23 protein-coding genes and 4 pseudogenes are annotated in these 26173 nt (G+C 66.0%); 14 read left to right on the top strand and 13 right to left on the bottom strand.

Annotated elements, in window-relative coordinates; translation table 11 throughout:
* The first annotated feature begins 3 nt into the window (after positions 1-3).
* Complete coding sequence (locus tag LPA44_RS04315) at positions 4-573, top strand: hypothetical protein (protein ID WP_230888364.1); 570 nt, start codon at positions 4-6, stop codon at positions 571-573.
* On the opposite strand, the gene LPA44_RS04320 is transcribed toward LPA44_RS04315, so the two are convergent.
* Positions 491-1783: an RNA-guided endonuclease InsQ/TnpB family protein gene (locus tag LPA44_RS04320; RefSeq protein WP_230888365.1), complete on the bottom strand. Its 1293-nt coding sequence runs from the start codon at positions 1781-1783 to the stop codon at positions 491-493. The two genes, LPA44_RS04315 and LPA44_RS04320, sit on opposite strands and share 83 nt — an antisense overlap.
* Before the next feature lie 79 nt (positions 1784-1862).
* Here LPA44_RS04320 and LPA44_RS04325 point away from each other — a divergent pair.
* Positions 1863-2504, top strand: a pseudogene (locus LPA44_RS04325) (asparagine synthase C-terminal domain-containing protein); the annotation flags it as partial.
* Here LPA44_RS04325 and LPA44_RS04330 read toward each other — a convergent pair.
* Complete coding sequence (locus LPA44_RS04330; RefSeq protein ID WP_230888366.1) at positions 2505-2975, bottom strand: NUDIX hydrolase; 471 nt, start codon at positions 2973-2975, stop codon at positions 2505-2507. It abuts the pseudogene before it with no gap.
* A gap of 93 nt (positions 2976-3068) precedes the next feature.
* Positions 3069-4052 (bottom strand): transcription initiation factor IIB, encoded by a 984-nt coding sequence (locus LPA44_RS04335; RefSeq protein WP_230888367.1) that lies wholly within the window; start codon positions 4050-4052, stop codon positions 3069-3071.
* 154 nt (positions 4053-4206) lie between these two features.
* Between LPA44_RS04335 and gatC the strand changes: the two genes are divergently transcribed.
* On the top strand, positions 4207-4482 hold the full coding sequence (gatC, locus tag LPA44_RS04340; protein ID WP_230888368.1) for an Asp-tRNA(Asn)/Glu-tRNA(Gln) amidotransferase subunit GatC: 276 nt from the start codon (positions 4207-4209) through the stop codon (positions 4480-4482).
* Positions 4482-5753 (top strand): Asp-tRNA(Asn)/Glu-tRNA(Gln) amidotransferase subunit GatA, encoded by a 1272-nt coding sequence (gene gatA, locus LPA44_RS04345; protein WP_230888369.1) that lies wholly within the window; start codon positions 4482-4484, stop codon positions 5751-5753. Before gatC ends, gatA begins: the two co-directional genes overlap by 1 nt.
* Before the next feature lie 540 nt (positions 5754-6293).
* Here gatA and LPA44_RS04350 read toward each other — a convergent pair.
* The 4 genes from LPA44_RS04350 to LPA44_RS04365 all read right to left on the bottom strand — a co-directional run bounded on the left by LPA44_RS04350 (position 6294) and on the right by LPA44_RS04365 (position 7970).
* Positions 6294-6743, bottom strand: coding sequence for a hypothetical protein (locus LPA44_RS04350; RefSeq protein ID WP_230888370.1), 450 nt, complete (start codon positions 6741-6743; stop codon positions 6294-6296).
* Positions 6744-6791: 48 nt separating this feature from the next.
* A complete protein-coding gene (locus LPA44_RS04355; protein WP_230888371.1) occupies positions 6792-7097 on the bottom strand; it encodes a hypothetical protein in 306 nt (101 codons plus the stop codon).
* A gap of 15 nt (positions 7098-7112) precedes the next feature.
* The gene (locus tag LPA44_RS04360) at positions 7113-7304 is read right to left on the bottom strand and encodes a hypothetical protein (protein WP_230888372.1); all 192 of its coding nucleotides are present in this window, start codon (positions 7302-7304) and stop codon (positions 7113-7115) included.
* A gap of 210 nt (positions 7305-7514) precedes the next feature.
* Entirely contained in the window at positions 7515-7970 is a 456-nt protein-coding gene (locus LPA44_RS04365; protein ID WP_230888373.1) for an acyl-CoA thioesterase, read from the bottom strand.
* Positions 7971-8087: 117 nt separating this feature from the next.
* Here LPA44_RS04365 and LPA44_RS04370 point away from each other — a divergent pair, with 117 nt between their 5' ends.
* From LPA44_RS04370 to purM, 3 genes are read left to right on the top strand one after another with little or no spacing between them, the layout of a single operon-like run.
* The gene (locus tag LPA44_RS04370) at positions 8088-9593 is read left to right on the top strand and encodes a TraB/GumN family protein (protein ID WP_230888374.1); all 1506 of its coding nucleotides are present in this window, start codon (positions 8088-8090) and stop codon (positions 9591-9593) included.
* Complete coding sequence (locus tag LPA44_RS04375; protein ID WP_230888375.1) at positions 9590-10180, top strand: metalloprotease; 591 nt, start codon at positions 9590-9592, stop codon at positions 10178-10180. Before LPA44_RS04370 ends, LPA44_RS04375 begins: the two co-directional genes overlap by 4 nt.
* Positions 10181-10233: 53 nt before the next feature.
* Positions 10234-11220, top strand: coding sequence for a phosphoribosylformylglycinamidine cyclo-ligase (gene purM / locus LPA44_RS04380; RefSeq protein ID WP_230888376.1), 987 nt, complete (start codon positions 10234-10236; stop codon positions 11218-11220).
* On the opposite strand, the gene LPA44_RS04385 is transcribed toward purM, so the two are convergent.
* On the bottom strand, positions 11217-11756 hold the full coding sequence (locus tag LPA44_RS04385) for a CBS domain-containing protein (RefSeq protein ID WP_230888377.1): 540 nt from the start codon (positions 11754-11756) through the stop codon (positions 11217-11219). The genes purM and LPA44_RS04385 overlap by 4 nt on opposite strands.
* Positions 11757-11797: 41 nt before the next feature.
* Positions 11798-12172, bottom strand: a complete 375-nt coding sequence (locus LPA44_RS04390; RefSeq protein WP_230888378.1) for a DUF555 domain-containing protein — start codon at positions 12170-12172, stop codon at positions 11798-11800.
* A 252-nt stretch (positions 12173-12424) separates the two neighbouring features.
* Between LPA44_RS04390 and LPA44_RS04395 the strand changes: the two genes are divergently transcribed.
* Positions 12425-12598 carry a hypothetical protein gene (locus LPA44_RS04395; protein ID WP_230888379.1) on the top strand — a complete coding sequence of 58 codons (174 nt, stop codon included), beginning with the start codon at positions 12425-12427 and terminating at the stop codon, positions 12596-12598.
* A gap of 96 nt (positions 12599-12694) precedes the next feature.
* Complete coding sequence (psmB, locus tag LPA44_RS04400) at positions 12695-13426, top strand: archaeal proteasome endopeptidase complex subunit beta (RefSeq protein WP_230888380.1); 732 nt, start codon at positions 12695-12697, stop codon at positions 13424-13426.
* A 70-nt stretch (positions 13427-13496) separates the two neighbouring features.
* Here the strand turns inward: psmB and LPA44_RS04405 are convergent, their stop codons facing one another.
* Positions 13497-15026: a hypothetical protein gene (locus LPA44_RS04405; RefSeq protein ID WP_230888381.1), complete on the bottom strand. Its 1530-nt coding sequence runs from the start codon at positions 15024-15026 to the stop codon at positions 13497-13499.
* A 94-nt stretch (positions 15027-15120) separates the two neighbouring features.
* Here LPA44_RS04405 and ligA point away from each other — a divergent pair, with 94 nt between their 5' ends.
* Both ligA and LPA44_RS04415 read left to right on the top strand, forming a co-directional pair.
* Positions 15121-16788, top strand: a complete 1668-nt coding sequence (gene ligA / locus LPA44_RS04410; protein WP_230888382.1) for an ATP-dependent DNA ligase LigA — start codon at positions 15121-15123, stop codon at positions 16786-16788.
* 39 nt (positions 16789-16827) lie between these two features.
* Complete coding sequence (locus LPA44_RS04415; RefSeq protein ID WP_230888383.1) at positions 16828-17607, top strand: HAD-IIA family hydrolase; 780 nt, start codon at positions 16828-16830, stop codon at positions 17605-17607.
* A 3-nt stretch (positions 17608-17610) separates the two neighbouring features.
* On the opposite strand, the gene LPA44_RS04420 is transcribed toward LPA44_RS04415, so the two are convergent.
* The 3 genes from LPA44_RS04420 to LPA44_RS04430 all read right to left on the bottom strand — a co-directional run bounded on the left by LPA44_RS04420 (position 17611) and on the right by LPA44_RS04430 (position 22382).
* Positions 17611-18795, bottom strand: a complete 1185-nt coding sequence (locus tag LPA44_RS04420) for an MFS transporter (RefSeq protein WP_230888384.1) — start codon at positions 18793-18795, stop codon at positions 17611-17613.
* Between the two features lie 78 nt (positions 18796-18873).
* Positions 18874-19983 carry a DNA topoisomerase IV subunit A gene (locus LPA44_RS04425; RefSeq protein ID WP_230888385.1) on the bottom strand — a complete coding sequence of 370 codons (1110 nt, stop codon included), beginning with the start codon at positions 19981-19983 and terminating at the stop codon, positions 18874-18876.
* Entirely contained in the window at positions 19983-22382 is a 2400-nt protein-coding gene (locus tag LPA44_RS04430) for a DNA topoisomerase VI subunit B (RefSeq protein ID WP_230888386.1), read from the bottom strand. Before LPA44_RS04430 ends, LPA44_RS04425 begins: the two co-directional genes overlap by 1 nt.
* 164 nt (positions 22383-22546) lie before the next feature.
* Here LPA44_RS04430 and LPA44_RS18335 point away from each other — a divergent pair.
* The 3 pseudogenes from LPA44_RS18335 to LPA44_RS18345 form a co-directional block, all read left to right on the top strand.
* Positions 22547-24058 (top strand): annotated as a pseudogene (locus LPA44_RS18335) (DNA gyrase subunit B); the annotation flags it as partial.
* Positions 24044-25747 (top strand): annotated as a pseudogene (locus LPA44_RS18340) (LAGLIDADG family homing endonuclease); the annotation flags it as partial. The pseudogenes LPA44_RS18335 and LPA44_RS18340, both read left to right, overlap by 15 nt.
* 6 nt (positions 25748-25753) lie before the next feature.
* A pseudogene (locus LPA44_RS18345) lies at positions 25754-26173 on the top strand (DNA topoisomerase IV subunit B); the annotation flags it as partial.

Raw genomic sequence — 26173 nt, forward strand, 5'->3', positions numbered from 1 at the left:
GGGATGGACGACGCCCTCGCGGCGACCGTTCGTACAGCGCTCAACGACAGCGACCCGCTTCCCGGCACGTACGGCTTCGCCGGCCAACTTCCCGACGGCCGACTCGTCCGGGACGTACTCGGACGCGACCTCTGTTACTTCGACGGCGACGCGTGGAGCCGCGACCCTAGTGGCCTCGACGACCCGACGTTGCTGCCCGCGGGACACGTTCGTGAGGATGACGAGACGCGGCGCGCGTGGCGACTCCCAGACCCATCAGTCAGTCGGGACGACCCCGTGACGAGCGTCCGAAACGCGCTCGACGGCGCGCTCGACGTGCCGAGCGACGACCTCGCAGTCGCGTTCTCGGGCGGCGTGGACTCCGCGCTCGTCGCCGCCGACCTCGACGCGCCGCTGTACGTCGTCGGCTACGAGGGCTGCGCGGACATCGAAGCAGCCCGCGAGTCCGCGGCCGCGATGGGGCGCAGCGACAACCTCCGCGTGCACGAGGTCAGTGACCCACCCCTAAAGGGGTGTGCTTGTCAGTGGACTCCCGTTCTGCCGACACTGGGGTGTCGGACGCCACTTCAGTAGCGCTCACGGTCATCACCCCTGACTTCAGGGCGTACTGACAGAACACCCCTCCAGCGGGGGACTTCTGCCCTCGCTGAAGTTGTAACGCCAGTTTCCGCGCAACATTCTTCGCCGCGTTGTAGTCCGCGTTCACCGAGTACGAACAGTCCAAGCACCCGAACTGTTGCCCTTCACGATTTTCCTCCAACGTACAGCCGCATTTCGAGCACTGCTGGCTCGTATACGACGGTTCGACTGTCTCGACAACGATCCCAGCCAGTTCTGCTTTGTTCTCGGTTTGTTCCTGCAGTTTGCGGAACGCCCACTGCTGGAATTTCTTGCCGTCGCTGATGCGCTCTCGAATCCGCTCCAAGTTCTCGAAGGCGATGTGCGTACAGCCGTGGCGCTTGGCTTCTGCGACGAGTTGTTTGGAGCACTGATGGAGGTAGTCTGTGCTCCAGCGACCGAACCGGTCACCGATGCGCTGATACGTCACGTGCGCGCTGCGTGTGCCAGTCTGTTGGAGGCTGGCACGCCGCTTCTCGAATTCGCGGCGTTGATGGTTGAGGTAGTCGGCGTTCCCGATGAACTCACCCGTACTGGTGGCGGCGATGTGGTCGTCGACGTTGCAGTCCACGCCTAGGACTCTCGAATCCTGGGCTTTCTCAGGACTACTCGCGTCGACCTCTTGCTCCATCGCCGCGTGCAGGTAGAACTCGTCAGCCTCACTATCGTAATGGACGGTGCTAGTTGAGAAGTCGTAGTCGTCGTTCAGGAGATACTGGCCGTGCGGTGTGCCTTCGGGGTTGTCGGGCAGGTCGTAGTCGCATTCGACACGGCCGTTGACGGTGGCGAGACTCACCTTCTCCCGGTAGTAGGTCGCAGCTCGCTTGTCGTAGACAATACTGAACGTATCGTACTCCGGTTGGCTGGTGGATTCGCCGTCGGCCAGTCGGTCCACGCAGTTGTCAATATCGTCGGTGGCGCGTTTGATGGCTTTCTGGACGAGGTTGGCGTGGAGGTAGTCGGTTTCTTCCCGAAGGTCGTCGTAGAGCGCGGCTTCAGCCTCGTTCTTACTGGTAACGCAGGCTTCGTCGGGATAGCGCCACGCCCACTCACTAGTGCGATTGGCGCAGTACTGGAATTTCTTGTTGGTGGCGTGGAGGTCACTCTTACGGTCGTCGGGCACGTCAAGGCGAACCCGCACCGTTCGCGTCACCTCCCACACCATGTACATCACAAAAATCGCTATACTTTATTAATATTTTTGAATCCGTTGGGGAGTCGGCAATGCCGGTATCGGTGGGTTGTCGCACAAAGCGCACGCGCTTCCTCCCACGGCTAAAGCCGTGGGCTTCCGCGCTGCTACCGCTGTGAGCATAGAGGATATCGAGGCCGCGATTCCGGAGACGGCGCGCGCCATCGGTCGTACGAGCGCGATGGCCGTCCAGATTGCGCTTCCCCTCTACCTCGTCGCCGAGCGCGTCGCTGGCGACGGCTTCTCGCAACTCGCGCTCGGACAGGGCGCGGACGAACTGTTCGGCGGCTACGCGAAGGTCGCAGCCGCGCCCGACGACCCGCGGACGGACGCTGACACGATTCGCGGCGCACACCGCGAAGTTCTGGAGACGCTCCCCGAGCAACTGGCGCGCGACGTGCGCGCCGTTCGCGCGGCAGGCGTCGAACCGGTGACGCCGCTGCTCCACGATGACGTGGTGCGCGCGGCGCTCGAACTCCCCGAGGAGTGGCTGGTGTCGGGGGACGTCCGGAAGCGCGCGCTTCGGGAGGCGGCGCGCGAGCGGCTCCCAGACGTGGTCTGTGACCGCGAGAAGAAGGCGGTCCAGTACGGCAGCCTCGTCGCCCGCGAGGTTGACCGCCTCGCGCGGCAAGCCGGGTTCAAGCGCCGGATGGACGACCACGTCACGAAGTACGTGACCAGTCGTCTGGACTGATCATGCTTCGCTGGCGGCATCGATGGCCTCCAGCGCGATTTGGACCGTGTCCGCGTCGAGGTCGCTCTCCCGGAGATCTGCGGGGTCGAACCACGTCCACGCGTCGATGCCCGCTTCACCGTCCGCGGGGTCGATGTCCCGTGAGGGGACGGTTGCGAAGTAGACGTGGTCGATGTGCTGGTGGCCGACCGTGCCGTCCTCGTGGACGTTGATGTCGTAGCACAGCTGGTAGCGCGGCGACGGCAGCGCGAAGCCGTCGGGCGCGGGCACGTCCGGGGCCTCGTCGAGCAGCGTCGGTTCGAGGCCGGTCTCCTCCTCGACTTCGCGTTTGCCCGCTTCGTGTGGGAGTTCGTCGCGGTCCACGTGGCCGCCCGGCGGAATCGTGAGGCCGAGGCGGTCGTGTTCGTGGAGCGCAGTGGCGCCGTCGTTGACGACGTAGACGGTGGCGGTGAAGTGACGCGTCGTCTCCATAGCGGAGGTTCGCGACGCGGCAGATAGGGGTTACGCTCCGGGGCCGTTGACTTCCTCCTACCCCTGAAGGGGTGGCCTTCCGCTAGCACCGTGTCAGGCTTCGACGTTTGCCTCGCCGCCGGCCTCCAGAATCTCGTGGTAGCGGTTGCGGATGGTGACTTCGCTGACGTTCGCGACGTCGCTGACCTGGCTCTGTGTGATGCGCTCGTCAACGAGGAGGCTGGCGGCGTACACCGCGGCGGCCGCGAGCCCTACGGGGGACTTCCCGGAGTAGAGCCCTTCCTTTTCGGCGCTTTCCAAGAGGTCGCGGGCGCGGCGCTCGACCGCGTCGGAGAGCCCGAGTTCCGAGCAGAACCGCGGGACGTAGCTGGCAGGGTCCGTCGGCGCGACTTCGAGGCCGAGTTCGCGGGCGACGTAGCGGTACGTGCGCGCGATTTCGTCGCGTTCGACGCGGCTGACGTTCGCCACTTCGTCCAGACTGCGTGGTGCGCCCGCCTGCCGTGCGGCGGCGTATAGCGCGCTCGTGGCGACGCCCTCGATGCTGCGTCCCGGCAGGAGGTCGTCGTTGAGCGCGCGGCGATAGATGACCGACGCCGTCTCGCGGACGTTCTTCGGGAGGCCGAGCGCGGACGCCATCCGCTCGATTTCGCCCAGGGCTTGCTTCAGGTTGCGTTCCTTGGAGGTGCGCGTGCGGAAGCGCTCGTTCCACTTGCGGAGCCGCTGCATCTTCTGGCGCTGACTGGACGAGAGGCTGTTGCCGTAGGCGTCTTTGTCTTGCCAACCGATGTTCGTCGACAGCCCCTTGTCGTGCATCAGATTCGTGGTCGGGGCGCCGACGCGGGACTTCTGGTCGCTCTCCTCGCTGCCGAACGCGCGCCACTCCGGCCCGCGGTCGATGGTCTCCTCCTCGACGACGAGCCCGCAGTCCGCACAGACGGTCTCCCCGTGCTCCTCGTCGATGACGAGGCGGCCGCCACACTCGGGGCAGTGGAGGTCGGCGTCGACCTTCTCGGTGGACTCCTCGCTCTCGCTCTCGGCTTCCTCGCGCTTCTCGCGGGTTCGCGTGGTGTCACTCATGGGGGCTGTGGCGGGTTCTGTGGTCGCGAAAACGTCTAATACGTGTAACAGAGTGGGGCCGGCCGCACAAAAGGACTGTGGCAGAAATCCACACACAGAACGGGTGCCGTGGGGCATCGAAACGCTTACCGACGGCACGCGCAATTCCGGAGACATGAGCGATTCTGTGGACGCCGACGAGGTCGAGCACGTCGCGGACCTCGCGCGCGTTGACCTCGACAACGAGGAGCGCGCGCGGTTCGCCGACCAGTTCGGCGACATCCTCGAACACTTCGAAGCACTCGAGGAGGTGCCCGAAGTCGAGGCCGAACCCGACCTCGTGAACGTGATGCGTAGCGACGAGGTCGAACAGAGCCTGAGCCAGGAGGAGGCGCTGCGGAACGCCGACGACAGCGAGGACGGCCGCTTCAAGGGCCCGAAGGTGTCGTAATGAGTCTGAACGCGTACATCACCGAAGACGAAATCGAGGGCAGCGAGGACGGCCCGCTCGCCGGGAAGACCGTCGCCGTCAAGGACAATATCTCCACGGCGGGCGTCCGCACGACCTGCGGGTCGAAGATGCTCGAAGAGTACGTGCCGCCATACGACGCCACCGTTGTCGAGCGTCTCAAAGAGGCGGGCGCGACCATCCCCGGGAAGACGAACATGGACGAGTTCGGGATGGGGACGACCACGGAGACGTCGTACTTCGGTGCGACGAAGAACCCGGTCGACGAGGACTACGTGCCCGGCGGCTCCTCGGGCGGCAGCGCGGCGGCGGTCGCGGCGGGCGACGCCGACCTCGCGCTCGGCACGGACACCGGCGGCTCGATTCGATGCCCGGCAGCGTTCTGTGGCGTCGTCGGCATCAAGCCGACGTACGGCCTCGTCTCCCGGTACGGGCTGGTTGCGTACGCGAACAGCCTCGAACAGATCGGCCCCATCGCGCCGACCGTTGAGGACGCCGCTGCGCTGCTGGACGTCGTCGCGGGCCCAGACGAGAACGACGGCACCACCCGAGAGGAGGGCGCGGACACGGACTTCGCGAACGCTGCCGACGGCGACGTCGACGGCCTCACCATCGGCGTCCCCACGGAACTCGTGGAAGGTGCCGAGGATGCGGTCGTGGAGACGTTCGACGCGACAATCGATGACCTCCGCGAACAGGGCGCGACCATCGAGGAAGTCAGTCTCCCCTCGGCGGAGTACGCGGTCGCGGCGTACTACGTCATCGCCATGTCGGAGGCCTCCTCGAACCTCGCGCGCTTCGACGGCGTTCGCTACGGCAACTCCGGTGGCTACGAGGGCAACTGGAACGAGTCCTTCTCGGACGCGCGCTCGGAGGGGTTCGGCGACGAGGTCAAGCGCCGCATCCTCCTCGGGACGTACGCGCTCTCCGCCGGCTACCACGACAAGTACTACAAGCAGGCCCAGGAGGCCCGCGCGTGGGTGAAACAGGACTTCGACGAGGCGTTCGAAGATGTCGACGTGCTCGCGTCCCCGACGATGCCGATTCTCCCGCCCGAACTGGGTGAGAGCCTCGACGACCCGCTGAAGATGTATCTCGCGGACGCGAACACGACGCCCGTAAACCTCGCGAACCTCCCCGCCATCTCGGTGCCAGCGGGCGAAGCCGACGGTCTCCCGATCGGCCTCCAGCTCGTCGGCCCGGCGTTCGGCGAGGAGACGATTATCAACGCTGCCGCGGCGGTCGAGAACTGAAACACAAAGCGGGTAGTAGTTAGCGTAAGTCGCGACCCGAGTGCGTGTAGCGCGCGAGCGGCGGGGCGAGAACGACTGCAGGGAGGACGAAGCGCTTTTTCCGCGAGTTTTTGCAAGCCGAGCGGCCGCAGGCCGCGAGCACAGCAAAAAGTGCGTGTGAAGTACCGCGCGCACGGTGGCGCGGGGCTTCGCCGTTTGGCCTCTCCCCAAGATGGGGAGCGTAACGGCAGCAGGCGAATTTAATTCCCTCCGCACTCCCCGAAGGGTCGTCTGGGAGCAGATGACACCCGAACACGCCATGTCTCCTACCGCACTAGAGGTCGTCTAGTGCCGCCGTAGGTGGCGTGTCCGTGGAGGTCGGCGGCTTCACCACCGCCCGACACAGCCCGGCGCAACCTCTCGGTGTTTTGCGAGGCGGATAACGTGGCTCCCGTACTTGCTATCTGGGTGCCTGTCAACTTGAACGTACGGAATATGCAGCCGAGCGTACGCGCTTCACCCCCGCCCACGGTGGGGCGGGGAACTCGCGCTGCTTCTCGTTTAGAAGTCCGGCAGGTCGTCGGGCGCGTCGTACTCGGCCTCCCAGTCGACGTACTCCGCTTTGAGCAGACGGGAGGCTTCCGCGCCGAGTTCCGCCAGCGACGCGTTGATGGCTGAGACGGTCTCCCAGGAGTTCAACTCGGGGTGAATGTTGCGCTCGCGCCAGTTCTCCGGGAGCCCGGGCGCGTGATACCCCACGCGGTCCGCGAAGTCGTCCCAGAAGAAGTCGAAGCGGTCGAACATCCCGAGGTCGACGGCGATGTCGAACGCGTCGCGGGTCAACTCCGTCTCCGCCGCCCACGTCTCGAAGGCTTCCTCCCACGCGCCGGCCTCCAGAAACTCCTGGAGGTCGTCGCGGTGGTAGTCGGTGCCTTGGACGGTGACGTCGTCGTACTCGTCGGGGTCGCCCTCCAACTCCGGCGGGTCGGGCGCAGGCGCGTCGAGAGCCATAGCCGGAGGTAAGCTGTCGGCGGGGAAAAGCCTGCGCGTCGCCGACCGTTACGCGCCCAACCAGTCGTTCGTCGAGACGTCGTGGCCGCTCTTCCGGCAGATTTGCGCGCCGTGGTTGCGGACTTCGCGGGCGGAAGGGAACGTCTCGCGCTCCTGTATCTGGTCCTGAATCCACTCCGCGAGTTCGCGGGCCTGTGCTCGCCCGGCGATGCGTTCGACCTCGTTCAGTCCCTTCTTGTAGGCCTCGCGCTGGGAGCCAGCCTTCTCCTTGGCCTGCTCGCGGTCCGCGACATCAAGGACCTCCACCGCGGTCTCGTCGATCTTCCGCAGGAGGTTCTTCGCGTGTTCAGTCATTTCTCGCCTCCACAGTCACTCCTCCTCGCGGTCGCGTTTGCGGAGTTTCGCCACGCGATCTTCGAGTCGGTCCAACGTCTCGCGGACCTCCTCGGTTGCCTTCCCGCTGGCTTGCTTGGTCTCCTCGACGGCCTCGTCGAGTTCCTCACGCACGCGGTCGACTGCCTTCTCGACCCCCTCGAATCGGTCTTGTTTGCCGTCTGTCATCGTTGCAGGTGAAGGGACGCCGACAGCGCGGATAAGCTTGTGGGCCACCTTATTTTAGTATTTTCAGATGATAAAGTCAATATAATACTATACCGTTCTAGATGGTCGGGTTCAACGTCAGACTGGCGGATCAATATCGCCGGCTGAGGCCCGAACGATATCACAGAAATACGACCGCCGGGAAACTCAGCCCGGCGACTCAACGACTGACTACTGCTGTTCGGCGTGGGCCTGAAGCGCGTCCTGCCGGAGTGCTTCCTCCGCTTCCGTGTCGCAGGCCAGCCGTGGTACTTCCGTGGGTTTGCCGTCGTCGTCAAGCGCAACGAACGTGAAAAACGACGTCGTGGTCTTGCGCTCCGTGCCCTCCACGGGGTCCTCGGCACGGACTTCGACTTTCACCTCGATACTGGACTGGCCGACGTCGAAGACGAACCCCTCCACGACCGCGACTTCGCCCATCTCGATGGCCGCGATGAAGTCGACGTGGTCCATGGAGGCGGTGACGCACTGCCGGCCGGAGAACCGCATCGACGCGATGGCTGCGCAAATGTCCATCCAGTGGAGGACTGCGCCACCGAGCGCGCGGCCGAGGTTGTTCGTGTCGTTGGGCAACAGCAGTTCCGTCATCTCGGTGTAGGAATCCATCAGGCGTGCTGTCTCGGTCATGCCTCGTGGTTCCAGGCCAAGCGGCTTGAAGGCTTCCGAGTGGGAACGAACCCCGGATAGCGGCCGGTACGTCGCCCATCCGACAAGCGTAAGGCCGCCACAACTAACGTGGACGTAATGAGCGAGGAATCCGCGGCGACTCGCGAGGGCTCCGTTCGGGTCGTCGGGACCGCCCACGTCTCCGCGGACAGCGTCGAAGAAGTCGAGCGAGTCGTCGAGGAGGAGAACCCGGACACGGTCGCCGTCGAGTTGGACGAGGGTCGCTACCGGCAGATGCAGGGCGACGCGCCCGAGGATCTCGATGCCAGCGACCTCCTGAAAGGGAGCATGGCGTTCCAGTTCCTGGCGTACTGGCTGTTGTCGTACGTCCAGAAGCGCCTCGGCGACAAGTTCGGCATCGAGCCAGGCGCGGACATGAAGGCGGGCATCGACGCCGCCGAACGTATCGGCGCGGACGTCGCGCTCGTCGACCGCGACATCCAGGTGACGATTCAGCGCTTCTGGGCGCGCATGACCGGCGTCGAGAAACTCAGACTCGTCGGCGAGCTCGCGTTGGGCGTCACCGACAGCCGGACGCTTGGGCTGGGCTTCGGCGCGTTCGTCGGCTTCGTCGTCGGCGTCGCCGCGGAATTCGTCGCCGGCCCATTCCTGCTGCCGCCGCCACCCGCGACAATTGGCGTCGTAGAGACGGCGCTGGTCGTGCTGTCGGGGCTAGCGGAGGCTGTGCTGTTCGCGGGCGTCGGCGCGCTCGTCTTCGGCGCGGTGTTCGTCGTGCTGTTCGCGCGCGCCGAACCCGAGGATGTCGAGGAGTTCTCGATGGACGACTTGACGGACGCGGACGTGGTGTCGGCGATGATGGAGGAATTCCGGCGGTTCAGCCCCGCTGGGGCACAGGCGCTCATCGACGAGCGCGACGCCTACATCGCGCACAACCTCGTCGCGCTGCGCGCACAGGGCAAACACGTCGTCGCGGTGCTGGGCGCGGGCCACCGCGAGGGCGTCGAACACTACCTCGACCACCCCGAGGACCTGCCGCCGATGGAGTCGCTGACCGGCACGCAGAGCAAGCGATTCTCGGTCGCGCGGGTGTTCGGCCTGCTGATTACGGTCGGCTTCCTCGCCTTCTTCGCGCTGCTGGTGATGGCGGGCGTGGACAACACGGTGCTCCTGCAGGTGTTCGGCGCGTGGTTTCTGTTCAACGGGATAATCTCGATGGGCGCCGCGAAGCTCGCGGGCGCACACTGGACGAGCGCCGGCGTCGGCGGCGCGGTGGCGTGGCTGACGAGCGTCAACCCGCTGCTTGCGCCGGGCTGGTTCACGGGCTACGTCGAGTTGCGCTACCTCTCCGTGCGCGTCGCCGACATCGGCACGCTGAACGAGCTCATGGACGACCAGGAGACGCCGATTCGGGACCTGCTCGGGCAGATGATAGACGTGCCGCTGTTCCGGCTTATCGCGGTTGTGGCGATGACGAACGTCGGGAGCATCGTCGCGAGTGTGCTGTTCCCGTTCGTCGTGTTGCCGCTCATCGGCGGTCCCTTCGACAGCGTCGGCGCGGTCACCGACGCGATGGTGCGCGGCGCGCAGAACAGCGCCGACGCCATCTGGGGGCTGGTACGGTGAACTTCAGCAGCCGCGAAGTCCGGGACCTGCTCGTCGCGTGGCTGGCGCTCGGGCTGGCGTTCAGCCTGCTGTACGTCCCCGTCTCCGTGACGACGATTACCGACGTGCTGGCGAGCGCGGCGTTCCTCGAGGAGTTCGCGCTGAGCCTCGCTACCGTGGGCGTCGCGTTCCTCCTGCACGAACTCGCGCACAAGGTCGTCGCGGTGCGCTTCGGCCAGCACGCGGAATTCCGCGCGGACTTCGGGATGCTCGCGCTCGCCGTCGCGGGCGGTCTCGCTGGGTTCCTGTTCGCAGCACCGGGTGCGGTCCACCACCGCGGCCGCATCACACCCCGCGAACACGGCCTCATCGCACTGGCCGGCCCACTGACGAACGTCGCGCTCGCCATCCTCTCGCTGGGCGTGTTCGTCATCGCGCCCGACATCGGGTGGCGCGGCCTGTTCATCAACGTGCTGCTGGCGGGGTTCAACATGATTCCGTTCGGCCCACTGGACGGCGCGACCGTCCTGCAGTGGAACAAGGCGGTGTACGCGGCCGCCGCCGTGATTACCATCGGGCCGGCGCTGGTATTGTTCCTCGGGATATAGTCGTCCACGCATAGACCGGCACGCTTTTCGCCCCGACATGCGCACGCTCGTGTATGAACGACGGGAGCGACGACGAACTCACGTACGCCGAGGCGGGCGTGGACATCGAGGACAGCGAGGCGGCGACCGCGGCGCTGGTTGGCGCCGTCTCCGAGGTCGGGGACACCACCGAGTACGCGGGGCTGGTGGACCTCGGCGACCAGTACCTCGCGCTCGCGACCGACGGCGTCGGCACGAAACTACTCGTAGCGGTCGCGATGGAGGACTACTCCACAGTGGGCATCGACTGCATCGCGATGAACGTCAACGACCTCGTCGCGGCGGGCGTCGAGCCCGCGGCGTTCGTGGACTACCTCGCGGTGGACGTGCCCGACGAGACGCGCGCTGCGGAGTTGGGAGAAGGACTGGCGGCGGGAGCCGAGGAAGCCGGCGTCGCGCTCGTCGGCGGCGAGACGGCGGTGATGCCGGAGGTTGTGAACGACTTCGACCTCGCGGGCACGGTCGCGGGCATCGCGACCGACGATGACCTGCTCGCCGGCGAGGCGGAGGCGGGCGACGTGCTCGTCGGGTTCGCGTCGTCGGGCATCCACTCGAACGGTCTCACGCTGGCACGGGAGGCCGCGGACCGGGCGGGCGGCTTCGACGAGCCATTCTCCGGCGACGGCTACGAGACGGTGGGCGAGGCGCTGCTGGAGCCGACCCGTCTCTACACGTACTTGCTCGATGCGCTGCACGAATACGACGTGCACGCTGCAGCCCACGTCACGGGCGGCGGCTGGACGAACCTCGAACGTATGGGCGCGTTCCGCTACGAGGTCACGGACCCGCTGCCCGCGCAGGACGTCTTCGACTTCGTGCAGGACGCCGGTAACGTCAGCGACGAGGAGATGCACCGCACGTTCAACATGGGCACTGGGTTCGTCGTCGCCGTCGCACCGGCGGATGCCGACGCGCTCGTGGCTGCGACTGACGGCGAGAAAATCGGCGAGGTCGCCGAGAGCGACGACTCCAGCGTCGAGATTCGTGGGCTGTCGCTCTAGCTGATTCGCGCGGCGACGTCGGCCTGCGTGATGATGCCGACGGTCTCGCCGTCCTTCGTGACCATCACGGCCTTGTAGTGGTCCAGCAAACTCGAAATCTCGTCGAGCGTGGCGTCCTCGGAGACGGTCGGGAAGCTCTCGCTCATCACGTCCCGGACGGGGTGGTCGCCGACGTCCTCGCCGGCGTGGACGACGTCGCTGTCGCTGATGGAGCCCACGGGAACGCCGTTCGTGATGACCGGGAGCTGGGAGTAGCCAGCGTCCTGCATCTTCTGGACGGCGTGGCTGACGGCGTCGTCGGGCGCGACGCTGATGACGTCCTCGTGCATGAGTGTTTCCGCGCGGACGACGTCACCTTCGGCTTCGTCCAGCGCTTCGACGATGCGGCGTAGCGTCGACAGGCGGGGGTCGACGTCACCGCCCTCGATGCGGGCGATGAGTGGCTGTGAGACGCCCGCGCGCTCGGCGAGTTCACTCTGCGTGAGCTCCAGAGAGTTGCGCCGTTCGCGCAGGTCCTTCGGCGTCGGCAAACGCATGCATGCGAATAACCGACAGTTATTGATAAAGGTTCGGGAGGTTACTCGTCGTCGCGCTCGGCTTCGGCCTCGCCGCCCTCCTCGACGACCTCGATGACTTCGAGGGGGACGTCGCGGAGCGCGCCGCCGACTTCGCTCTTCGCGATGCGCTCGGCGTGTTCGACGCTGTCCGCGTTGAAGACGGTGAGTTCGAGGACGAGCCCGACGAGCGCGGTTTTCGCCGCGAGGAACGCGGCGTCCAGCGGTTCGCCACACGCGGGACACGTGGTGACGCCAGCCTCGACTTCGACGTAGTCGAGGTCCTGGTCGTTCAGTCGTTTGCCGGCTTCGCTCACGGCGACGCCGATGGCGTCGTCGGAGTTCTCGACGTCACGGACCAGCCAGGCAGCTTCCATCGCAACGACGTAGTTGCTCATATTCGTTCAACGGGGCGCGGAATGTCGTGCTTTATGGTTTGGCCGTCCCGGGCGGACGTGACGGGAAACGTCTGCATAACTTATGGCGTGGTGTCGCGGTGGCAACGGCGCGGTTACGATTCGCGCCCGCTACGGTGGGGCTGCGGCCCGACCGAACGGCCCGAGTGGATAATCGCAGTACAGCGTCGGGTCGTCCCTATGCACCTGTCCGGAAAGTATTTATACGGATACGCCTTGGCGGTGACCATCCCGATGCTCGACCGCACCACCCGACTCGCGCTGTTCACGCTGTACCAGTCCGCCCTCGCTCTGGGCATCGCGTTGCTGCCCGTCGCGCTGCTCGCTCGCCGCGCCGGCGTCACGCTCCCGGTCCGCCGCCTCGTCGAGCGCACCGAGCAAGCGTACAAGGCCCGCGCTGCGAACTGAACATCCGGCGGAGACAGCCGCTATCGCCTGATTCTCCCGCGTCGCGAATCCCCGGAAAAGATGGTTTTATCCGTCCCGGACTGGTAACGTCTGGTAATGTTCAACAGCAACGAGGGCTCGGACTTCGCCCGGAACCAGGCACGGTTCGGCGGCACCCAGAACCCCTACGAGCCGGAAGTCGGCTCCCTCCCCGACAACGACCGCTCGGGCGCTGACGACGAGTACGTCAACAAGACCGGCACCACCATCGTCGGCCTCACCACCGAGGACGGCGTCGTGATGGCGTCCGACATGCGCGCGAGCCTCGGTGGCCGCGTCGTCTCCAACAAGGATGTTCAGAAGGTCGAAGAGATTCAGCCCAACGCGGCGCTCTCGATGTCCGGCTCCGTTGGCGGCGCGCAGAGCTTCATCCGCTCGCTGCGCGCGGAAGCGAACCTCTACGAGGCCCGCCGCGGCGAGTACATGTCCGTCAGCGCGCTCGCCACCATGGCGTCGAACCTCCTCCGTGGCGGCCCGTTCTTCCGCGTCGTCCCGATTCTGGGCGGCGTCGACGACGAGGGCGGCCACGTCTTCAGCCTCGACCCCTCCGGGAGTTCGCTCTCGGACAACTACACCGCGCAGGGCTCCGGCATGCCGTACGCGCTCGGTGTGCTCGAACAGGAGTTCAGCGACGACCTCACCACCGACGAGGCCGTCACCGTCGCCGCGCAGGCCATCGACTCCGCCAGCGAGCGTGACACTGCCTCCGGTAACGGTATCCACGTCACGAAGATTACGCCCGAGAACGTCGAGATTGTCGGTCACAAGGACGTCGACGACGTCCTGTAACGGCCGCTTCGACTCCCCCTCGTCTTCCTCTCCTCCGTTTTTCTCACGACCGTAGCGACGCGGCCGCCGTTCAGTCGAGGCCGTCGCCTCGGCCGAGCCAGTCCGCGAAACTGCCTTCGAGGAGGGTCTCGCGCTGGTTCTCGATGTACTCGCACTGCATCGCGTACACCGCATTCTCGAAGGAGTTGCCGTCGTAGAGCGCGCTCCGGACGTGGTCGCGCTTCCACGACGCGGGCGTGGTTTCGTGGCGGGCGCGCTGGCGCAGCGGCCACAGGTACTTCGCGGCCTGCTCGTTTGAGAGGCCGCGGCGGCGCAGCCCGGCTTCGGCCTGCTCGAAGAGGTCTTCGTAGATGTCCGCGGTGTCGGTGACGCGGTCACCCTCACTAGTAATCCACGCGAGGTCCGCGTCGATGCCGTTGCGCGCGGCGTCGTAGAAACTCTCGCGGGCGGTCTCCCAGTCGAGGTCGTACAGGGGGTGTTCGGTCCGCGGGAGGTTCTCCAGGAGGCCCGCGAACGCCGCCTGCACCGCGATGGTGTCCCGGACGGTCGGCTGGCCGGCGATGGGGCGGAACTCGATGCGGGCGTTCGCGTTCTCCTTCGAGGAGCCGCCGAACACCGGCCGCACCCACCGCCAGAACGTGCCGTGCTTGCGCCGCCAGTGCGCGAACTCGTCGTCGAAGCGCCCGCTCCCCGACACCGGCATCGGGACGATGGTGTTGTCCTCGGCGACGCGGTCAACGGCGTCCGCGACGCTCTCGAAGTCCTCGGGGAACCGGACCTTCTGCTGTTCGCCGGGAACGTTCAACACCGTCTCGAAGACGTCGATGCGGGACTCCTGCCAGCCGTCGACGAGAATCTCCTCGGGCGTGGCGTCCTCGTCGTAGAGGTCCGGCGGGAACAACGGCGAGTTCACGCACAGCGCCAGCAGCGGGCCCGCGAACCGGAGCGCGTACCGAAAGTACGTCGGCAGGTCGACGGCCTGTGGCACCTGATAGTGGGGCTGAATGGACGTGATGAGCGCCTCCGGCATCACGGTGTCCGCCTCCAGAGAGACGTGCGGGGCGTCGAGTTTCATACCGGCTGGCTGGTCGGTGTTGGCCATCGCGTGGTAGCGCGCGGACGCCGACATGTTCGTCGCGATTTCGACGCCGTCCCGCGAGACGCTGTCTGTGAGGTAGTCGCGCGCGGTCTCGCCCTCGGGTGGTATCGTCCACATGCCGTCGCTGACGAGGTGCAGGCCTTCCGCGTCCATCGGCTCCTCGGCGGCGTCGAGGTTCGCCCGCACCTCCATCTCCTGGGCGCGCAAGCCGTGCTCGTTCAGTGGCTGCGGGCTTGTCGTCATCTCCGCGTTGTGGAGGCCCAGTTCCTTCTCGAATCCGACGAACTCCAGCACGCGCCGCGGGACGCGCGCCAGCGAGCCCTCGTCATTGACCGCGTAGAACTCGTACTCGAGGCCGACGATGGCCTGCGGGTTGTCGAACGTGCCCGCGGCGATTTCGGCTTTCACGACCTCGGCGTCCTCGCGGACCTGCTGCTGGAACGCCTCGGCGTCCACGTCCAGAGTGTCTCGCACTCGCTCCACGAGGTCCGGGCCTGTCATGGCGTGGGGTTTGTCGCCCCGCGACTAATAAGCGCGGTGGGTGGGTGAGCGCGGTTCGCGCGTTTTAACTGCGGGAACTGGCTACCCAACGACAATGGAATTCGGTTCGTTCGCCGCGCACGCCGCCGACATCGAGGCTACAGACGCGGACCTCGACGTCGTCACGAAGGTCGCGGCCCTGTTCGACGAGGCCGGCGACGACCTCGCGGTGGTCGCGCGATTCGTCCAAGGGCGGGTGTTCCCGGCGCACTCGGAGACGAAACTCGACATCGGGCCGCGGCTCTGCTACGAGGCGCTCGCTCGCGCGGCACCCACGAACGTCACCGTCGAGGACGTCGAAGACCGGCTCGCGGAGACCGGCGACATCGGCGAGGTCGCCGGGAACCTCGACCTCGGCGGGCAGGCAGGACTCGGCGCATTTGCGGCAGACAGCGGTGACGACAACCTGACCGTCGCCGAGGTGTACGAGGACCTGAGTGCGCTCGCGGCCGCCGAGGGCGACGGCAGCCAGGACGAGAAGGTGACGCTGCTGTTCGGGCTGTTCAACGACTGCTCGGGCGAGGAAGCGCGGTACCTCGCGCGCCTCGTGCTCGGGGAGATGCGCATCGGCGTCGGCGAGGGCGCGGTTCGGGACGCCATCGCGGAAGCGTTCGACGTTCCTGTCGAAGCCGCCGAGCGCGCGCTCCAGGTGTCGAACGACTACGGGCTCGTGGCCGTGACCGCCCGCGATGAGGGCGTAGAAGGCCTCGACGCGATGCACCTGGAAGTCGGGCGGCCCGTGCAGGCGATGCTCGCGCAGGCCGGCACCGTCACCGACGCCCTCGACGAGTGGGACGAGGCCGCCGTGGAGACGAAGTTCGACGGCGCGCGCGTTCAGGTCCACTGGGACGGCGACGACGTGTCGCTGTACTCGCGGAACATGGAGGACGTCACGGACGCGCTCCCGGAACTCGTAGAGTTCGTCAAGGACCATGTCGACGCGCCCGTGATTCTAGACGGCGAGGCGGTCGCGGTCGACGACGACGGGAACCCGCTGCCCTTCCAAGAGATTCTCAAGCGCTTCCGCCGCAAGCACGACGTCGAACAGATGCGCGACGAGATTCGCGTCGAACTGAACGCCTTCGACTGCCTGCACGCCCACGGAGAGGACCTGCTCGACGAGCCGTTCCGCGAGCGCCACCAACGCCTCCGCGACGTCGTCGACGACGAATCCGCAGTTTCGGAGATTCTGATTACGGACGACGCCGACGAGATTGCGGCCTTCGAGGAGCGCGCCCTCGAAGCGGGCCACGAGGGCATCATGCTGAAAGACCCGGACGCGGCGTACACGCCCGGGGACCGCGGGAAGCACTGGCTGAAGCGCAAGCCCGACGTGGAGACGCTGGATTTGGTCGTGACCGGCGCGGAGTGGGGTGAGGGCCGGCGCGCGTCGTTCCTCGGGACGTTCATGCTCTCCGCGCGCGACGAAGAGACCGACGAGTACGCGACCATCGGAAAGGTCGCCACCGGCATCACCGACGAGGAACTCGCGGACCTCACGGACCTCCTGGAGCCACACATCCGCAGCGAGGACGGCCAGAAAGTGGACCTCGAACCCGCCGTCGTCTTCGAGGTCGGCTACGAGGAGATTCAGACATCGCCGACCTACGAGTCGGGGTACGCGCTCCGGTTCCCACGGTTCGTCACCGTCCGCGGGGAAAAACCCCCAGAGAACGCCGACACCATCGAGCGCGTCGAGCGCCTCGCCGAGCAGCAGGGCTGACGGCGATGCGTTGAACACGCCAGCCGCCCAAGGAGCGGTATGAACGTTCGTGGCGCCGTCGTGGACCTCGACGGCACCGTCCTCCGCGGCGAGACGCTCCTCCCGGGCGCTGCCGCTGCCGTGGCCGCCCTCCGAGAACGCCTCGACCGCGTGCTCTTCCTGACGAACAATCCCACGATTCCGCCCCGCGAGTACGCGGTACGGCTCCGCGAGTTGGGCGTCGACACGACCGCTGACGACGTGCTCACGTCGACTGCTGCGACCGTCGCGTACCTCCACGAGAACCACGCGGACGAACGTGCATTTCCCATCGCCGAGTCGGCCATCGTCGACCAGCTCCGCGATGCCGACGTGCCGTTGACCGACGACCCCGACGCCGCCGAGGTGGTCGTCGCGGGCTACCACCGCGAGTTCCACTACCGCGACCTGCAGGCCGCCCTCGACGCGCTCGGCGGGGAGACGGCGTTCGTCGGCACGGACCGCGACACAACGATTCCCACCGAAGACGGTCGTTCGCCCGGGTCGGGCGCCATCATCCGAGCGGTCGCGGGCGTCACCGACCGAGAGCCCGATGCAGTCCTGGGGAAGCCGTCGGCGACGACCGCGCGCCTCGCCGCCGACCGCATCGGCGTCCCGAGCGACGAGTGCGTGCTCGTGGGCGACCGCCTCGACACGGACATCGCGATGGGCGAGCGCACGGGGATGACGACGGTGCTCGTGCGCACGGGCGTCAGCGGCGACGCCGACCTCGCGGACAGCGACGTCCAGCCCGACTACGTCCGCGACTCGCTGGCGGACGTACCCGCCCTGTTGGACTGACGGTCAGTCGTGGAAGTAGGGCACGGCGAGCGCGAACCCGACGACCGTGAGCGCGAGCGCGTAGCCGAACGCGGCGGCGTACGAGCCAGTCGCCTGAATCACTTCGCCAGCGATTAAGGGCGCGCTGAACGCGCCGAACAGCCCGAGACTCGTGAGCAGCGCGACGGCCGTGGTGACGCTATCGTCGGAAACTGTGCGCGGCACGACGCCGTAGAAGAGCCCGAGACTCAACTGCACGAAGTAGCCGCCGACGAGCAGGAACGCCGCGACCACGAGGTACGTCTCGGAGAGCGCGATGCCGACGAGCGTGACGCCGGAGACGACCAGCGACGCGAGCACGACCGGGCGGGCGCGCCCGCCGAACAACCGGTCGGTGACGACGCCGCCGCTGGCGCGCGCACCAGCCCCGAGGAGTGGGAACATCGCGGTGAGCGCGCCGCTCTGCGCGAGCGATAGCCCCAGTTCGCTGGTGAGGTACGTCGGTACCCAGCTGTTGACGAAAAGGTACAGCGAGTACGCGACGAACCCGAGCACGCAGACGAGCAGCACCGCGCGGTTGCGCGCGACGGCGAGCACGTCGCCGAGCGCGGGAATCTTCCCGGTGCCGCCGCCGGACAGGTCGGCCTCCCAGCCGAGGAGGATGCCAGCGAGCGCAGGCAACAAGAACAGCGGGTAGACGAGGAAGACCGAGGCAGCGCCGTACTCGGCGACGATGGTCGGGCCCGTGAGGTGGCCGACGGCGAACCCGATGGGGCCGCTGGCGGTGAACAGGCCGGTGGCGGTCGCGGCGTTCCGGAACTGCCCGAAGACGGTGAGCCCGGTGTTCCAGAGGAGGACGAAGCCGAGGCCGGCGACGACGCGCGACCACAGCACGGGCCAGTAGGCTCCCTGCTGGGTGAACTGCCAACTGGCCGCACCGCCGACGAGGAATACGGCGGTCGCGAACGCGAAACTGTGCGGCGCGCCGAACCGGTCGACGACGGCCCCCGCGGGGAGGCTAGCGACGACGGCGACGCCGAGCATGACGCTGACGAGCCAGCTCACTTCCGCAGCGCTCGCGCCGAGCTGCGCGGACAGCACCGGGGTCGTGCTCGCGGGGACGATTTCGTACGCGCCCGATGCGACGGCCGTGCCGAGGATGCTGGCGACCACGACCGGGTGGTCGCGGAGCGCCGGACGGTGGTCCATAGCGGCGAGGGGTCCCGCAGGTTCAAGTCGCTATCCCCGGCGGCAACCGAGACGCGAAAAACGAGGACGGCAGCCCGACTACAGGACGCCCATCTCGTCAAGGCGCTCGGGCAGGTAGGTGTCCGTTACGAAGTCGAGGCCACGAGAGGCGAGCGCCTGCTGTTCGGCCTTCTTATCGATGTCGAGCTGGAGTTCGATCTGTTCTTTCCAGAAGTCGCTCTGGAAGCGCGGGTCCTCCAATTCGGACTCAAGGGCGTTCACGTCAGAGTCGCCAAGCGGGTCCGTCGGCAGGTCGTAGTCGACGATGTCCTGCGGGCGGATGCCGACGAACTGCGCTTCGGGGGTGGCGAGGTACTTCGAAAGGTGCGCGGACTTGATGGAGCCATAGGAGACGGAGCCGAAGATGCGGTACGACCACGGGTCACCGTCAGTGAACACGGTGATGGGGAGGCCGAGTTCGTCGTGGAGGCGCTTGATGAGCCGGCGCGTCGCCCGCGCGGGCTGGCCGCCGAGGTGGACGACGAGGCAGTCGTACTCGTCGTCGAAACCGTTCTCAACGAGGCGGTCCCGCATCCCACCGGTCTCCACACACATCACGAAGTCCGCGTCGCAGTCCATGAACTCGATGGTGTCGGGGTTATTCGGAATCTGGTAGCCGCCCTGCCCGACGTCGTCCTGGCAGTGAATCTCGCGGTCCCCGCGGTTGGTCTGCTCGCGGATGCGTAGCGGGCCCATCACCTTCGCGCCGGACTCCTCGGGGCGCATGTGGAAGTCCTCGCGCTTCACGCCGGAGACGATTTCGAGGTCCTCGACGAGCTTGTCGGACTCGCTCTGATCGTTGAATTGGGCTTCCTCCTCGTCCCACGACTCGGAAAGGTAGTACAATTCACGCAGCGTCGACGAGCGGTCCTCGTCGAGCTGCTGGGCGAGGAAGTCGATGGTGTAGACGGACTTGAGGAGCTTGCGCGCGCCGCGCACAGAGTTCGCCGAGCGCGTGCTCGTGCGGTCGCCGTACACCCACACGTCGGAGTCCTCGTCGTACTCGATGTTGGACTTCGAACGCGTAGGTAGCGACATCTTCGGAACGTCGCCGCGCTCGAACTGGTCGTAGAACTGTTCGGCCAGCTCGACGAGCTGGTCGCGGGCGTCGTCGCCCTTCGGGGTGTCTGGGGTGTTTGCGTCGCTCATTAGTTGACAGTGAGGCGGGCGTCCTCGACGCCCTGCACGGAGAGGTCGAACTCCGCGTCGTCCGGTACGCTGTACGTCAGTTCCGCGGTGTCGCCGCCGGAGACAGAGGGCGACCACTTCACGAACCACTCGCCGTCCATCTCCACGACGTTGCCGTCGGAGGCGTCCGCGGGCTCGGCGGTGACGATGTCCGTGACGTCGACATCCGCGGCCGTGTTGCCGTGGTTCTCGACGCGCAGCGTCACCTCGCCGTCGTCGATTTCGCGTTCGACGAGGACGTTGTTCATGATGCGCGCCAGCGAGTCCTCGACGTCGAGGGCCTCGTTGCCGGTCATGTCGGATACCTTCTCCGCCATGGTGGGGAGGATGTCCATGATGACATTCTGTTTCTGCTGGCGTTTGCGCATCGACTGACGCTTGTTGAGGAACGACTTAAGGTCGCGGGCGGCTTCCCGGACTGCGAGTTCGATTTCGTCCTCGATTTCCTCGACGGACGCCACTGCGTCCTTCGATTCACTGGTGAACGGCACATTCGTCGACGCGACGTGGACCATGATGACAGCGGGACCCTGCGGGAGGCCGCTGCCGCCGGGCTGGTCGAGGTTGTAGTTCCGCCAGCCGATGTCCTTGACGACGTTCGTCGTCGCACAGGCTCCGCGCTGGTAGACCAGCGGCACGCGGTTCGCGAACCGCATCAGATCGACGCCGCCCTGGTCTTCGAGTTCACCGCCGTACGCGATGCCCGCTTCCACGATGAACGGGTCGCCGCCGTGGACTTCGGCGTCGCGGGTGGCTGCGGAGTAGAACTCCGCGTCGAACTCCTTGCGGAGGCCCGCTTCGACGAGGTCGTCCTTGATGGGCGACAGGCAGGAGGTCGGCGGCGCCATCACGTCGACGCTCGCCATCGCGTCCAGCAGTTCGCTGGCGGTGTCACGGTCGCCCGCGACGTCCTTGGTCTTCGGGAGGTCGTCGGGGACGGTCGCCATGTCCGTCCAGAGTTCCTCGACGACGTTCTCGCGGGCGGTGTCGCCGACGGTCGCGTCCTCGACCTCCTCGGTCATCTCCGCGGCGCGGTAGACGAACTCCGCCAATTTGGCGCGCGTCACGCGGTCGCGGGGCGTGTCGCTGCCGAATTTGTCGGCGATGCGCTCGGCGAGCCCGCGTACGGTTGCATCGTCCTTCTGGACGGTCGTCGCGGCGTCGACCGCGAGGAAGATGTCGGCCGCGCGGTCCTCGGTCAGCGCCGCCCACACCGCATCGACGACGTGCTCCTGAACTGTGTCGCCGAACGTCGTCCCGGAGGACTCCTCGGACTCAGTCGCGGCGTCGGCGACGATTGCTTCGACTTCGGAGTACGCGACACGCTCGGCGTCCTCGACGGCGTCGACAACGCGCTCGGCGAACGCCGCGGTGTCGTCGGCACCCTTGTTCGAGACGGCGTCCACGACGGCGGCTTCGAGGTCAGTTTCCGCGTCGATGCCCGGCGGCCGCCACCGCAATTCGCGGCCGTAGTGGCGGTCGCGGAACGCGTCCACGATGCCGTCGGCGGTCTTCTTCCCGACCCGGGTGAACTCCGACTGGAGGAACCCGGAGACGGAATGGGAGTCGGTGTCGCCGAGCATCTTGATGAGCGTCCCGAGTTCGACCCCGTGGGGGTGGGGGCGAATCTCCTCGGTCTCCTCGGGGAGGCCCGCGCCCTCGGCGCGCTCGGCCTTGATTTCGCCCTTCGGCTCCTGCAGCTCGATGCGCGCGTGGGGGTTGACAACCGCGGTGTGCTTCACGTAATCGTGGAGCTGGCCGCGAGCGCGCATGTTCGCTTCGAGGTCCATCTCGATGCGCGTGCCGTGGGTCCCACGGAGGTCGCTCTCCGCCGCAGAGAGTTCCTCCTCGACGCTGATTTCGGGCTCGTTGGTATCCGTGTCGATGATGAGCTCGTAGTAATTCGACACACCCGAATCCTGCGTGCGACTCTCGATACGGACGGGTTTGCCAGAAGTCAACTGAGAGTACAATACAGCCGCTGAGATCCCGATTCCTTGCTGACCGCGACTCTGCTCTCGTGCGTGAAAGCGTGAGCCGTATAGGAGTTTCCCGAAGATTTTCGGAATCTGTTCTTTAGTGATGCCGGGGCCGTTGTCTTCGACGACGAGGGTGTAGTAGTCCCGCCCCTCTTTGATTTCGACGTAGATGTCTGGCAGGATGCCGGCTTCCTCGGTGGCGTCAAGGGCGTTGTCGACGGCCTCCTTGACGGCCGTCACCAGCCCTCGGGCTCCGCTGTCGAAGCCGAGCATGTGCTTGTTCTTCTCAAAGAACTCGGCGATGGAGATCTCACGCTGGCTCGCGGCGAGCTCCTCCGCGATGCCCTCCTCTTCACCGAGTGTCGACTGGAAGGACGTCATTCGATACACGTAGTTCCCGTTCGGCGGGTAAAACCCCAGCGGTGTGCGGGGTGAAAGTGAAACTGAACGCGGGACGGCAGACGGACGCAAGACAATTGGTGGTTTTCGCGCGCACGCGTGCGAGTCTTTTTTACCGTCGGGGAGCCTAGAGAGACTCAACGTTCATGTCTGACCAAAGCGAGTACAGCGCTGGCCAAATCCAGGTTCTGGAGGGGCTCGAAGCCGTCCAGAAACGGCCGGCGATGTACATCGGTTCCACTGACGCTCGTGGCCTCCATCATCTCGTCTACGAGGTCGTGGACAACTCCATCGACGAAGCGCTGGCCGGATACTGCGACCGCATCGAGGTGACACTCCACGAGGACGGCTCGGTCAGCGTGGAGGACGACGGTCGCGGCATCCCCATAGACACCCACGAGGAGTACGACCGACCCGCGGTCGAGGTCATCCTCACCGTCCTGCACGCCGGCGGGAAATTCGACGGGAAGTCCTACCAGGTCTCCGGTGGGCTCCACGGCGTCGGCGTCTCCGTCGTGAACGCGCTCTCCGAGCGCCTCGCCGTCGAGGTCTCCCGCGAGGGCGGGAAGTACCGCGAGAAGTTCGAGCACGGCGAACCCGTCACCGACCTCGAACGCATCGGCGACGTCGGCGAAGACGAGACGGGCACGCTGATTCGGTTCCGGCCCGACGCCGACATCTTCGAGACGCTGGAGTTCGACTACTCCACGCTCGAGAACCGCCTGCGCGAACTGGCCTTCCTCAACTCCGGCGTCGAAATCACGCTCACCGACGAGCGCGGCGAAGAAGCCGAATCCTCGACGTTCGAGTACGAGGGCGGCATCCGCGAGTTCGTCGAGTACCTCAACGAGAGCCGGAAGGCGCTCCACGACGACGTCATCTACTTCGAGAGCGACGAGGACGGCATCCAGGTCGAAATCGCGATGCAGGCGACCGACGACCTCCAGTCCTCGACGCACGCGTTCGCGAACAACATCAACACCCGCGAGGGCGGCACCCACCTCACGGGGTTCAAGACCGCGCTCACGCGCACGGTCAACGACTACGCCAACGAGAACAACCTGCTCTCGGAGCTCGACGGCGAGAACCTCACGGGCGAGGACATCCGCGAGGGACTCACAGCGGTCGTCTCCGTGAAACACCCCGATCCGCAGTTTGAGGGGCAGACGAAGACGAAACTCGGCAACAGCGAGGTCCGGGGCATCGTCGAGGGAACGGTCCACGAGGGACTGGGCACGTACTTCGAGGAGAACCCGAACACCGCCGAAGCCGTCGTCCGGAAGGCCGTCGAAGCCGCGAAAGCACGGAAGGCCGCGAAGAAGGCCGAGGAACTCACGCGCCGCAAGAGCGCGCTGTCCTCGACGAGTCTCCCGGGGAAGCTCGCGGACTGCCAGACGAAAGATCCCGACGACGCAGAGCTGTTCATCGTGGAGGGCGACTCCGCGGGCGGCTCCGCGAAGCAGGGCCGCAACCCCGAGTTCCAGGCGATTCTCCCGCTCGGCGGGAAGATTCTGAACGTCGAGAAACACCGCCTCGACCGCATCCTCGAACACGACGAGATTCGCCACATCATCACCGCGCTCGGCACCGGCATCGGCGACGAGTTCGACATCGACGACCTCCGGTACAAGAAGATCATCATGATGAGCGTCGACGGCGAAGAGCACGGGTTTGTCCGTGACGGCGACGGTCGGACGCGGTTCGTGAAGATCGGGTCGTTCATCGACGAAGTCATCGAGGCAGACGGCGATGGCTACGAGGACTACGAGGTGCTGTGCTTCGGGAGGGACGACGAAGCGACGAAGTTCCAGCCTATCGACCAGGTGATTCGTCACAAGATCGACGAACCGCTGTACGAGATCGAGACCTCGTACGGACGGAATCTCAAGGTGACTGCGTCCCATAGCGTGTTCGTCCACCGGGATGGTGAAATCCAACTAGCCGAGGGCGACGAAGTCGAGCCGGACGACGAGATCGTCGCTCCGCGTTCGGTTCCGCTGCACGGCGACCGGGACGGCGACAGAATCGACCTACTCGCGGAGCTCGTCGACCGTTCGGACGAGTTCGACTCGACCGTGTACGCGCGTGGCGAGGGGATCGAGGAACTGTTCAAAGCGAAAGTGCGCAGGGAGTTGACGGACGGCGGCACGGATACCGTCGACCGTGTCGAGGCCCGCGTAGAGGCGCCTGAAGACGTTCGTGCGACCCTCAGAGAACAGCGCACCGAGGCAGGTCTCACTCAGCAAGACGTCTGCGATGCGGTCGGCGTTGCACAGCCGATAACTATCTCACAGTGGGAGCGCGGTCAGTCGAGGCCGACTGTCTCAAACTTCCAGGCGTACTGCGAGACCGTCGGCGCGTCCGCGGGTGCCGTGATGGAGAACGTGTCAGTCACGGATTCGTTGCTCGACCAACGGTGGAACGAACAGTACGCGGGCGCGCAAACGAACCGCGTACGCGACTACGTCGCCGTCAGTGAACTCGACGAGGAGGATCTCGCGTTAATTCCCGAGGACGCGTCCATCGAACTGACGCCCGAGCACTACGCAGACAACGGCGTCGACCGCTACGTTACTGTGGACGAAACGCTGCTGGAACTGTTCGGGTGGTACGCCGCTGACGGGTCGTGCTCGCCGAGAAACGGGATTCGACTCGCAGTCGACGGGGATAACGAGGAACTCGTCGACCGCTACCGGGAGTCGTTCGGTCACGTGTTCGGAATTCCCGGCGCACGCTACGAATCGGAAGACCGCGTGGACGAAGTGAAACTCGTGAACAAAGTCGCGGCGCTCGTCTGGCAGCACGTATTCGGATTCGACGGCGATGACGCAACAGAAAAGTCCGTCCCCGACCTCGTTTTCGACGTGTCCTCCAGCGGACAGCGCGCCTTCCTCCGGGGATACCTCCGGGGAGACGGAACTGTCACAGAAGACCGCATTTCATGGACCACGACGTCTCGTGACCTCGCGAGCGGACTGCTATACCTGCTCTCAGCGCAGGGGACCGTCGCTTCTCGCTCGGAGACGGCGGCAGACGACCTCCCTGACGGGAGCGCTGAGCAGTTCGGAACGACGGCCGACGTCCACACGGTCACCGTGAGCGCGCGGTCAGATTTAGCGACGCTCCGCGACGTCTGGGAGACACACCCGGGCAGTGACAAGCTAGAGGAGAAAGTTGAGAACGGCTACGACAATGAGAAGAATCGTCAGTATCGAGAGGTGTCTGACGACCTTGTGTCGCTCCCGGTTCGCCGCGTCGAGGAAGTCGAACCTACGAGCGAGTACGTCTACGACTTCTCGGTCGAGGAAGACGAGAATTTCGTTGCGGGCATGGGCGGACTCTGTGCGCACAACACTGACGCTGACGTCGACGGTGCGCACATCCGCACGCTGCTGTTGACGTTCTTCTACCGGCACATGAAGCCGCTGCTGGAAGCCGGCTACGTGTACGCTGCCCAGCCGCCGCTGTACCGCATCCGGTACCGCGGCGAGACGTACGACGCGATGACCGAGGAGGAACGCGAACAGATTATCGAGGAGAAGTGCGACGGCAACCCGACGCAGGTCCAGCGGTTCAAGGGCCTCGGGGAGATGAACCCCCAGCAGCTCTGGGACACCACGATGGACCCGGACAACCGCATCCTCAAGCGCATCACCGTCGAGGACGCCGCCGCCGCGGACAAGATGTTCTCCGTGCTGATGGGGGACGCCGTCGAGCCGCGCAAGCGCTTCATCCAGGAGCACGCCACGGACGCAGAGTGGGTGGACATCTAA

It is taken from the genome of Halobacterium sp. KA-4 (assembly GCF_021028995.1).
In the GTDB taxonomy this organism is placed as follows: domain Archaea; phylum Halobacteriota; class Halobacteria; order Halobacteriales; family Halobacteriaceae; genus Halobacterium.